Annotated in this window: 12 protein-coding genes; 1 reads left to right on the top strand and 11 read right to left on the bottom strand. The window is 71.7% G+C overall.

Going from position 1 to position 9640, the window contains the following annotated elements:
• Positions 1 to 73 precede the first annotated feature (73 nt).
• From H5J29_RS10670 to H5J29_RS10660, 3 genes are all read right to left on the bottom strand, one after another.
• Positions 74 to 853 (bottom strand): SigB/SigF/SigG family RNA polymerase sigma factor, encoded by a 780-nt coding sequence (locus H5J29_RS10670; RefSeq protein ID WP_181780770.1) that lies wholly within the window; start codon positions 851 to 853, stop codon positions 74 to 76.
• Entirely contained in the window at positions 850 to 1278 is a 429-nt protein-coding gene (locus H5J29_RS10665; RefSeq protein ID WP_312858151.1) for an ATP-binding protein, read from the bottom strand. Before H5J29_RS10665 ends, H5J29_RS10670 begins: the two co-directional genes overlap by 4 nt.
• 70 nt (positions 1279 to 1348) lie before the next feature.
• Complete coding sequence (locus H5J29_RS10660; protein ID WP_181780769.1) at positions 1349 to 1828, bottom strand: STAS domain-containing protein; 480 nt, start codon at positions 1826 to 1828, stop codon at positions 1349 to 1351.
• A 502-nt stretch (positions 1829 to 2330) separates the two neighbouring features.
• Between H5J29_RS10660 and H5J29_RS10655 the strand changes: the two genes are divergently transcribed.
• On the top strand, positions 2331 to 2960 hold the full coding sequence (locus H5J29_RS10655) for a hypothetical protein (RefSeq protein WP_181780768.1): 630 nt from the start codon (positions 2331 to 2333) through the stop codon (positions 2958 to 2960).
• A gap of 128 nt (positions 2961 to 3088) precedes the next feature.
• Here H5J29_RS10655 and H5J29_RS10650 read toward each other — a convergent pair whose 3' ends face one another.
• The 8 genes from H5J29_RS10650 to H5J29_RS10615 form a co-directional block, all read right to left on the bottom strand.
• Complete coding sequence (locus H5J29_RS10650; RefSeq protein ID WP_312858150.1) at positions 3089 to 3394, bottom strand: WhiB family transcriptional regulator; 306 nt, start codon at positions 3392 to 3394, stop codon at positions 3089 to 3091.
• 239 nt (positions 3395 to 3633) lie between these two features.
• Entirely contained in the window at positions 3634 to 4017 is a 384-nt protein-coding gene (locus H5J29_RS10645; protein ID WP_181780767.1) for an STAS domain-containing protein, read from the bottom strand.
• Between the two features lie 53 nt (positions 4018 to 4070).
• The gene (urtE, locus tag H5J29_RS10640; RefSeq protein ID WP_220187243.1) at positions 4071 to 4754 is read right to left on the bottom strand and encodes an urea ABC transporter ATP-binding subunit UrtE; all 684 of its coding nucleotides are present in this window, start codon (positions 4752 to 4754) and stop codon (positions 4071 to 4073) included.
• A 10-nt stretch (positions 4755 to 4764) separates the two neighbouring features.
• On the bottom strand, positions 4765 to 5541 hold the full coding sequence (gene urtD, locus H5J29_RS10635) for an urea ABC transporter ATP-binding protein UrtD (RefSeq protein ID WP_181780765.1): 777 nt from the start codon (positions 5539 to 5541) through the stop codon (positions 4765 to 4767).
• A gap of 72 nt (positions 5542 to 5613) precedes the next feature.
• The gene (gene urtC, locus H5J29_RS10630) at positions 5614 to 6720 is read right to left on the bottom strand and encodes an urea ABC transporter permease subunit UrtC (RefSeq protein ID WP_181780764.1); all 1107 of its coding nucleotides are present in this window, start codon (positions 6718 to 6720) and stop codon (positions 5614 to 5616) included.
• On the bottom strand, positions 6717 to 7601 hold the full coding sequence (urtB, locus tag H5J29_RS10625; RefSeq protein WP_181780763.1) for an urea ABC transporter permease subunit UrtB: 885 nt from the start codon (positions 7599 to 7601) through the stop codon (positions 6717 to 6719). Before urtB ends, urtC begins: the two co-directional genes overlap by 4 nt.
• Positions 7602 to 7687: 86 nt before the next feature.
• Complete coding sequence (urtA, locus tag H5J29_RS10620; RefSeq protein ID WP_181780762.1) at positions 7688 to 8941, bottom strand: urea ABC transporter substrate-binding protein; 1254 nt, start codon at positions 8939 to 8941, stop codon at positions 7688 to 7690.
• 308 nt (positions 8942 to 9249) lie between these two features.
• On the bottom strand, positions 9250 to 9640 hold a 391-nt coding region (locus H5J29_RS10615), incomplete at its 5' end, for a hypothetical protein (RefSeq protein ID WP_220187241.1).

Here is a 9640-nt window from a genome sequence, read left to right as displayed (position 1 = left end):
GCAGCGCCGCACGCAGCGACTCCATCATGAGCTCGAGGAGGCGCTCACCGAAGCGTGGCTGGTCCACCGGCCGTCAGCCGGTACGGGTGTCAGGGTCCAGACGGGACCGGAGCCTGCCGAGCGTCTGGGTGAGCAGCCGCGACACGTGCATCTGCGAGATGCCCACGCGGTCGGCGATCTGGGTCTGCGTCATGTTGCCGAAGAACCGCAGCATCACGATGGTGCGCTCCCGCTCGGCCAGCTCGGCGAGCACCGGACGCAGGGCCTCCTGGTAGTCGACCCGGTCCAGCTCGGCGTCCGCCTCGCCGACCAGCTCGCCCACCGTGGCGCTGCCCTGCTCCGAGGACAGCATCTCGTCGAGCGACGAGCTGCGGTAGGCCTCCGAGGCCTCCAGACCCTCGAGCACCTCGCTGACGGGGACACCGAGGCGTTCGGCGATCTCCGACGGCTTCGGTGCACGGCCGAGCCGCTGCGACAGGTCCGAGACGGCCCCGTTGATCGAGACGTGCATGTCCTTGAGCCGCCGGGGTACCCGCATCGACCAGCCCTGGTCGCGGAAGTGCCTGCGCACCTCGCCGGAGATGGTGGGCACGGCGAACGAGAAGAAGTCCGTGCCCTTCTCCGGGGAGTAGCGGTCGACGGCGTTGATCAGGCCGACGGTGGCCACCTGGACCAGGTCGTCCAGCGGCTCGCCGCGGTGCGCGAAGCGCCGGGCGATGTGCTGGGCGATGGGCAGGAAGCCGGTGACGAGCTCGGCCCGCAGCCGTTCGCGACGTGGGTCGTCGGCGGAGAGCCCCGAGTACTCCGCGAGGAGGGGGGTCAGGTGGCCGTACTCGGAGTCGGCCGCACTCACCGGGGAGCCGGATCGGCGCGCTTGTGCAGGCGGATGCCCACCGTGCGCCCGCCGTCCACCCGTAGCTCGACCTCGTCCGCCAGCGTCTGCAGCACCCGCCACCCGAAGGTGTCCGTGGACACTGTGGACTCGGGGCCGGTGGTGTCGACCCGCGCGTGCACCTCGATCTTCTCGCCGAGCACGGTGAACTCGCAGTGCAGCGAGGAACCGGGGGCCGCGACGTCCACCAGGGTCGCGCAGGCCTCGTCCACCGCCATGCGCAGGTCGGAGATGGCGTCGAGATCGAAGTCCGCGCGCGCGGCGAGGTCCGACGCCACCGCGCGGATGGTGGGGATCAGTGCGGCCGAGGCGCTGGTGCGGACCTCGACGACCGATCCGGCGGCCTCGACCGCGTCCAGGCTGCCGACGGGATCCACTTCGGACACGCGACCTCTCTCCCTGTCTCGGGGCCGGAGTGCCCCTTGGCTGCCATGGTGCTACCCGTGGCGGGTTCAATCAATCCGCGGGCCGTCGGGCCTGTCCCCGGCTCGGTGCCGAGGGCAGTGTGCCGAGGTCGGCGTGCAGGACGAACAGCCGGTCCGACCCGGTGACCTGCAGCGGGCGGGTGACCGCCCGCGAGCCGCCGACCAGGTGCAGCTCGCGCCCCTGGGTCTCGGCCCGGTGGGCCGCGCGGATCAGGGCCGCCAGCCCGCTCGAGGCGAGGAAGCCGACGCCGGCCAGCTCCACGGCCACCAGGGCGTCCGCGGGCTCGGCCGCGAGCAGCTCGCCGAGCGCCTCCTCGAGCGTGGGGGCGGTGAGTGTGTCGATCTCCCCGACCACCCGCAGGAGGAGGACGGAGGGCGTCGAACGGTCCAGCCGGACGTCGAGGCCACCGGCGTGGGCGGGTTCGCGCGAAGCGGACAAGGCGGACCTCACCTCCAGCTGGTCGACGGCCGCCGCGGGTGCGGCGGGATGGCCGGGCGGCTGGTGGCTCAACCGATCCCGGCGCACCCTACCGAGCCCGGTGAGGGTCGGGGAGGGGCGGGGCCGCCCGCGGAGGCGGGCACGAGCGATACCGCCGGACGGACGCGGTGTCCATCCCTCGGACGTCTGGACCGGCTGCTCCGGTCGCCGACGGACGGTGGTCGATCGTCGCCGGCCGGTCCGGCGCGACCGGGCGGAGGGGGCGCGAGCTGCGGGAACGGCGCCCACGGACGATCGACGCCGGCCTGCCGGGGCCCGAGGTGGCCGGGATGTGTGGGGGAGATGACGGCCCGGGTGTCCGACTCTCCGCTCGTCCCGCGCCGGCGACCGTTGCACCCGAACGGGCTAACCGGCTGTCCGGTCGTGTGGCCCGTTCACGGACCGACGGCGTCCATTCGTCGTGGATTCGCGCATTGCAGGACTTCGGCAGGAAACGATGCCGTTAACACCGGTCAGGAAGTGGTCGGAGCGAGTCCGGCGCGGCGACGGGGCCGAGTCGAGCGAGGGGGCGTGGATGGTCGCGGTGCCGGAGGTCGCAGGCATCGGCCGGCTCGTGCAGCGGCGCGCCGAGCCCGTCCGCACACCGGTCGCCCGGCGCAGGCTGGTCGCCGTCGCCGTGAGCCCGATGGAGCTGCTCCGCCCGGAGTCCGACCTCGCCCGGCTCGTGGCCGAGGCGGGCCGCGTGGACCTGCTGATCGCGCGGGACGACGCGCCGACCGCGGCCGAGGTGCCTGCGCCGCAGGTCTCCCCGGAGGCGGTCTGGACCGAGCCGCCCGGCGGCGTCGACCTCGGCGCCTGGGCCGACCTCGACGAGCTCGACGACCTGGACGGGTTCGAGGACGAGGACGAGGAGGACGACGGTCTCGCGGCCGCCGTCGCCGCCCTGGACCTGCCGGACCTGCACCTGCACCGGCTCGGGTTGTCCGGGCGGATCGGCGCCGACGCGACGGACGTGCTGGTCGCGGCGCTGTCCGAGCTGGTGGGGTTCGACCCGGAGTCCGGCGTCTACTGCGTGGCCCCGCTGCCCGCCCCGAACGATCCCGAGCGCACCGCGGTGGTGGCGGCGGCGCAGCGGATCGTGCGGGTCTACGGACTCCCGCTGCTGCGCTACCGCAGCCTCGAACTGAGCGTCGTCACCGACTAGTCGACCGCCTCGGACCCCGGGGACCGACACACGACGAGGGGCCGCCCCGGCCGGGGCGGCCCCTCGATCGTCGTCCGGCGTGCTCCCGTGGCCCCCGACGCCACGGGAGGAGCCGAACGGAGTCGGGGTCAGGAGACGGCGACGGGTGCGAGGCGTCGGTCGCGGCGCTCCAGCAGCACGCGGCGCTCGGACTCGCCGAGCCCGCCCCACACGCCGAAGGGCTCGCGGGTCTCCAGGGCGAACTCGCGGCACATGTCCATCACGGGGCAGCGGCCGCACACCGCCTTGGCCTGCGCCGTCCGCCGCGAGCGGGAGGGGTTGCGCTCGCCGTCGGGGTGGAAGAACACCGCGCTGTCCATCCCCCGGCAGGCGCCCAGGCGCTGCCACTGCCAGGCGTGGTCCATCGGGCCAGGGAGGCGGGACACATCGCTCACTCGGCTCACCTCTTCGCTCGTCTCGGCGGCCCGTCGTCGTGCCGGGCGATCTGCCGCGAAGTTCCCCAACGCTTTCGCGGCCAAACGCGCGAGCGGTCGGGGCACAGTGGACGGCGGCGGGCGAGGAGGAGCGGAGTACCTGCGGCGCGGTGGTGTCCGTGCAGGTCAACGGGTCACCAGAGTCCCGCGGTCGGCCGAACGACGCACGCCGAGACCCGTGAAATGTGACCTACATCACATCATTCTGCGAGGGCATCCTCGATGGTCTCGCGGATCTCGAACATCGGAACGAGTCCGGCGATGGACAGCGGCCGGAGCACCCGGCGACCGGTGCAGGCCAGCCGCAGCTCGACCCCGGCCTGCTGGGCGGCCTCGCGCACCTCGATGAGCACGGCCAGCCCGCTGGTACCGAGGAAGGTGACGGCGTCGAGCGCCAGGATCACCGTCGACGTCCCGTCGGTCAGCGCGCCGAGCACGACCGAGCGCAGCTGCGGGGAGGTGAGCATGTCGACCTCACCGCCCACCTCGACGACGACCCGCCCGTCGCCCGCGTCCCGCGTGGAGACGGAGATCTGGTCGTCCGACTCACCGTGCTGGACCGGGGTGTCGTGCGTGTGCTGCATTGGCGGAACGGTAAGGGCAGCAGGGCCTCGCTGCCACTCGTGGCGAGCTGCCCCTAGATGGCCATCGCCGACCGCACGTCGACCGCGGCGGCCGTGCCGCCGGAGCCCTCGGCGGTGACCCGGCCGGAGGCCAGGACGTAGTAGCGGCCCGCGGCGTCGAGCGCGAAGCCCACGTGCTGCTCCACCAGCAGCACGGACAGCCCGCCCCGCTGGGTCAGCTCCAGGATCGTCCGCTCGATCTCCGCGACGACCGACGGCTGGATGCCCTCGGTCGGCTCGTCGAGGATGAGCAGCCGCGGCTCGGTGATGAGCGCGCGGGCGATCGCGAGCTGCTGGCGCTGGCCGCCCGAGAGCAGCCCCGCGCGGCGGCCCAGCAGGCCCTTCAGCGCCGGGAACAGGTCCAGCGCCTCGTCGATCAGGGCCGGGCCCCGCCTGCGCCCGTCCGCGACGACCTGCAGGTTCTCCGCGGTCGTCATCTGGCCGAAGGACTGCTGGCCCTGCGGCACGTACGCCAGGCCGCGGCGGACCCGCTGGTGCGGGGCCGTGCCGGTGACGTCCTCGCCGTCGAGCAGGATCCGGCCGGACCGGACCGGCAGCAGCCCGACGGCCGCGCGCAGCAGCGTGGTCTTGCCCGCTCCGTTGTGCCCCATGACGGCGGCGACGCCGTCGGCGGGCACCTCGACCGACACCCCGTGGCAGACGACGGTGCGCCCGTAGGCGACGTCCACGTTCTCCATGACGAGCACGTCAGGCCCCTTCCCCGAGCACGATCGCGGCCTCCTCGGCGGTGTGGTGCCCGGGCCCGAGGTACACCTCCTGCACCTTCGGGTCGGCCTGCACCTCGGCGACCGAGCCCTCACTCAGCACCTTGCCCGCGTGCAGCACGGTCACGGACTTGGCGAAGGACCGCATGAAGTCCATGTCGTGCTCGACCACGACCACGGTCCGGTCCGCGCAGATCCGCTGCAGCAGCCGGCCCGTCTCGTCCTTCTCCTCGGCACTCATGCCGGCCACCGGCTCGTCGAGCATGAGCAGCCGCGCGTCCTGGACGAGCAGCATGCCGATCTCCAGCCACTGCTTCTGGCCGTGCGCGAGGATGCCCGCCTGGGTGTCGGCCAGCGCGGTGAGCCCCACGGTCTCCATCGCCTCCTCGACGGCGGCGGGCACCCCGGACCGCTTGCGCAGCAACGTCCACGGCGAACGGCCCGCACCCGCGGCGATGTCCAGGTTCTGCAGGACGGTCAGCTCCTCGAAGACCGTCGCCGTCTGGAACGTCCGGCCGACGCCCAGCCGGGCGATCCGGTGGACCTTGAGCCCCAGCAGGTCCTTCCCGGCGAACTCGGCCCTGCCGGTGGCCTGGACGAGGCCCGAGACGGCGTCGATCAGGGTGGTCTTGCCCGCACCGTTGGGGCCGATGAGGAACCGCAGGTCCCCCTTGAGCACGGAGAGGTTTACGCCGTCGACGGCCACGAAGCCGTCGAAGCTGACGGTGAGGCCGGTCAGCTCCAGGTAGTCGGTGTTCATGCCGCCTCCGCGGTGGTGAGTACGTCGGCGGTGTTCATGCCGCCTCCGCGGTGGTGAGTACGTCGGCGGGGGTCATGCCTGCGCACCTCCTGCGGGCTCAGGGGTGAGGTCCTTCTCGGCTGCCGGTGGTGGTGGGGGATCCGCCTTCGCCGTGCGCCGCCACTTCACCAGCGACGCCAGGCCGCCCGGCAGGAACGCCACGACCAGCATGAACATCAGCCCCTGGACGTAGGTCCAGCCGCTCGGGAACTGCTCGGAGAGCGAGGTCTCGGCCCAGGCCACGGCGATCGCGCCCAGCACCGGCCCGGCGAGCGTGGTCCGGCCGCCGATCGCGACGCCGATGAGCAGCCCGATCGACGGGACCACGCCGACGTCGTTGGGGGAGATGATGCCGACGATGGGCACGAACAGCGCCCCGCCGACGCCCGCCATCATCGCGGCCACGGCGAAGGCCACGGTCTTGACGGTGGCGGGGTCGTAGCCGAGGAAGCGGACCCGCTCCTCGCCGTCCCGGCAGGCCACCAGCAGCTCGCCGAAGCGGCTGACCATCAGCTGGCGGGCGACCAGGACCATGACCAGCAGCGCGGCCGCGGCGATGAAGTAGAGCATCTGCCGGTTCGCCGGGTCACGCAGCGAGAAGCCGAAGAACCCCTTGAAGTTGTTGAGCCCCGTCGAGCCGCCGGTGGCCACCGGGTTGCCGATCAGCAGGATCGCGAACGCGGCGGCGAGGGCCTGGGAGAGGATCGCGAAGTAGGCGCCGCGGACCTTGCGACGGAAGGTGGCCTGGCCCAGCAGCACCGCGAGCAGGGTGGGCAGGACCAGGATCGCGATGATCGTGACGGTGCCGGAGCGGAAGGGCTCCCACCACCACGGCACGCCCTCGGACGAGATCAGGGCCATGAAGTCCGGGACCGCGCCGGGTCCCGCGTCGGCGAGCTTGAGGTGCATCGCCATCAGGTAGGCGCCGATGCCGAAGAACACGCCCTGGCCGAGCGTCAGCATGCCGCCGCGGCCCCAGGCGAGCCCGATGCCCACGGCGACCATCGCGTAGCAGAGGTACTTGCCGAGCAGGCCGAGCCGGAAGGTGGTGAGCACGGCGGGGGCGACGGCGAACAGCAGCACCGCGGCGACCAGGAACCCGATCCCGACCGCATAGCGGCTCCTGAAGATCGAGGTCATACGAGGCTCCTCGTCCGGACCTGGAAGATCCCCTGTGGGCGGAACTGGAGGAACGCCACGACCAGGGCGAACACGATCACCTTGGCGATGGACGCGGACGTCGAGTACTCGATCCAGGACTGCGCCACGCCGAGCACGAACGCCGCGATCACCGCGCCCTTGATCTGGCCGATGCCGCCGATGATCACGACGAGGAACGCGTCGACGATGTAGCTGGTGCCCAGGTTCGACGAGATCGAGCCCATCAGCGTCAGCGCCACGCCCGCGATGCCCGCGAGCCCGGAGCCGATGAAGAAGGTCAGCATGTCCGTGCGGCGGGTGGAGATGCCCGCGGACTCGGCGAGCTGGCGGTTCTGCACCGTGGCGCGGATCCGGCGGCCCAACGGCGTCAGCTTCAGGACCAGCGTGACCGCGACGACCGCGACGATGGCCAGGACCAGGATGAACAGCCGCGAGCGCGGGAACGCGAACCCGAGGATCTCGACCGGGCCGGAGAGCCAGGCGGGGGCGGCGACGTCGACACCCGCGGTGCCGAACAGGTCCCGGGCGAGCTGCTGCAAGATCAGCGAGACGCCCCAGGTGACCAGCAGCGTGTCCAACGGCCGGTGGTACATCCGGCGCAGCAGGGTCGCCTCGAGGACCACCCCGAGCAGGCCGCCGATCAGGAAGGCGATGGGCAGGGACACCAGCAGCGACACCCCGGCCGAGCCGAGGAGCTGTTGGCAGACGTAGGCGGTGTAGGCGCCGGCCATCATGAACTCGCCGTGCGCCATGTTGATGACGCCCATCTGGCCGAAGGTCAGGGCGAGGCCGAGCGCGGCGAGCAGCAGGATCGAGCCGCCGGACAGGCCGTTGAAGACCTGGGTGACGAGGATGTCCACGTCGCGTCCTTAAGGAGTACCGAACGAACGGCACTCTCGCTCACTAGGTGTGAACGAGAGTGCCGTTCGTTCATCGGGGTTGTGGGTCAGCCGGAGAGCGAGCCCGCCCAGGGGTACGTCTTGAGGTACGGGTCGGGCTCGATCGGGGCGCCGCTCGACCAGTCGGTGTAGATCAGGCCGTCGGGGCCGATCTTGCCGATCAGGGCGGTCTTGGCGATGTGGTGGTTGTCGCCGTTCACCGTGACCTTGCCCTCGGGGGCGTCGAACGTGACGCCCCCGGCGGCGGCCTGGATGTCCGGGACCGCGAACGAGTTGGCCTTCTCGACCATGCCCTTCCACAGGTACAGCGAGGTGTACGCGGCCTCCATCGGGTCGGAGGTCACCTTGGTCGCGCCGTAGGTCGTCTTGAACTCCTCGACGAACTTCTTGTTCTCCGGGGAGTCGATGGTCTGGTAGTAGTTCCAGGCCACCGGCTGGCCGACGATGTTGTCGACGCCGATGCCGCCGACCTCCTCCTCGGCGATCGACACCGACAGCACCGGCATGGTCGCCGGGGTCAGGCCGAGGTTCTTGTACTCCTTGAAGAACGCGACGTTCGAGTCACCGTTGAGGGTGTTGAACACCGCGCCCGCGCCCGCGTCGCGGACCTTCGCGACGATGGTCGAGAAGTCGGTGTGGCCCAGGGGCGCGTACTCCTCGCCCTTGATCTCGATGCCGTTCGCCGCTGCGTACGCCTTGATGATCTTGTTGGCGGTCTGCGGGAACACGTAGTCCGACCCGACCAGGAACAGGCTGGTGACGCCCTGTTCCTTCAGGTAGTCCAGCGCGGGCACGATCTGCTGGTTCGTGGTCGCGCCGGTGTAGAAGATGTTCTTCGAGGACTCCAGGCCCTCGTACTGCACCGGGTAGAACAGCAGGGCGTCGTTCGACTCGAAGACCGGCAGCATCGCCTTGCGGCTCGAGGAGGTCCAGCCGCCGAAGACCGCCGCGACGCAGTCGCTCTGGATCAGCTTGGTGGCCTTCTCCGCGAAGACGGTGGGCTCCGAGGCCCCGTCCTCGGCGACGACCGTGAGCTGCTTGCCCAGCACCCCGCCGGTCGCGTTGATCTGGTCGGCGGCCATCTGCAGGCTGTCGAACACCGTGTTCTCGCTGATCGCCATGGTGCCCGAGCGCGAGTTCAGGAAGCCGATCTTGACGCTGTCCCCGCTCGTGTCCACGCAGGACTCGGCGGCGGCTCCGCCGCCTGCGTCGTCCACACGGGACCCACAGGCCGTCAGGACGAGGCCCACGGAGAGGAGCGCGGCGGTCAGCAGGGACCTTCGCGCGCGGGTTGGGATCATGGGGTGACCTTTCGCGGCATTGTCGTCGTCGGGGCAGCACGCTGCACCACATGCACCGGGTCCGGAATGTGCGTGCGGAGAGGGTGAAACGGTGTGGAGAATGGGCGGGTCCGGAAACCGGATCCGCGGTTCGGAACGCTACGAACGGGGTGTTTCCGCCGATTCGCGTTTCCTGTTGCCGCACGGTTGCCCAGAACTGGGCCGTTCGAGTGATGATCGACGGCGCGGTGCACGGCGGATGACGGGCGGGTGAACGGCTACGCCGTCCGGATCAGCCGGTTGATCCGGCAGGACAACGTGTTACGCGGTCAGCCGGATCGTAACGAGTGGCGGTTCTCACCGGTGTCGGAGCGCTGTGCGGGGACGGGCGGCACCGGGCGCGGTGGAGTGTCGAAGAGGTCCGCGGTGCCGGGGGTCGGGGTCCAGGCCGGGTCCTGCTCGCCGCCGGGTGCGGGCTCGACCGAAGCGGGCTCCGGGGCGACCGGCGGCTCGCTGAACCCCTTCAGCTGCGCCCCGAGCAGGGCGTGCAGCCGGGAGAGCTCCGCGCGGACCGCGCCGCGCAGGGCGCGCAGCTCGGCGCCGCCCTGCTCGACCTGCCCGCGCAGCGCGGCGGTCTCCGCCCGCCCGGCCGCGGCGGCGGCCCGTTCGGCGTCCGCCTCGGTGCGGGCCTGGGCGGCGTCCGCGTGCGCGCGGCCCATG

It is taken from the genome of Pseudonocardia pini (assembly GCF_013870575.1).
In the GTDB taxonomy this organism is placed as follows: Bacteria; Actinomycetota; Actinomycetes; order Mycobacteriales; family Pseudonocardiaceae; genus Pseudonocardia; species Pseudonocardia pini.
The sequence above is the reverse complement of the archived record's forward strand: the minus strand, read 5'-3'. Positions and strand labels throughout refer to the sequence as shown.

What these genes read in the sequence shown, in the direction of transcription:
- H5J29_RS10655 (WP_181780768.1), top strand. Translation starts at nt 2,331, where the DNA reads ATGGTCGCGGTGCCGGAGGTCGCAGGCATCGGCCGGCTCGTGCAGCGG.
- H5J29_RS10645 (WP_181780767.1), bottom strand. Translation starts at nt 4,017, where the DNA reads ATGCAGCACACGCACGACACCCCGGTCCAGCACGGTGAGTCGGACGAC.
- urtE (WP_220187243.1), bottom strand. Translation starts at nt 4,754, where the DNA reads ATGGAGAACGTGGACGTCGCCTACGGGCGCACCGTCGTCTGCCACGGG.
- urtD (WP_181780765.1), bottom strand. Translation starts at nt 5,541, where the DNA reads ATGAACACCGACTACCTGGAGCTGACCGGCCTCACCGTCAGCTTCGAC.
- urtC (WP_181780764.1), bottom strand. Translation starts at nt 6,720, where the DNA reads ATGACCTCGATCTTCAGGAGCCGCTATGCGGTCGGGATCGGGTTCCTG.
- urtA (WP_181780762.1), bottom strand. Translation starts at nt 8,941, where the DNA reads ATGATCCCAACCCGCGCGCGAAGGTCCCTGCTGACCGCCGCGCTCCTC.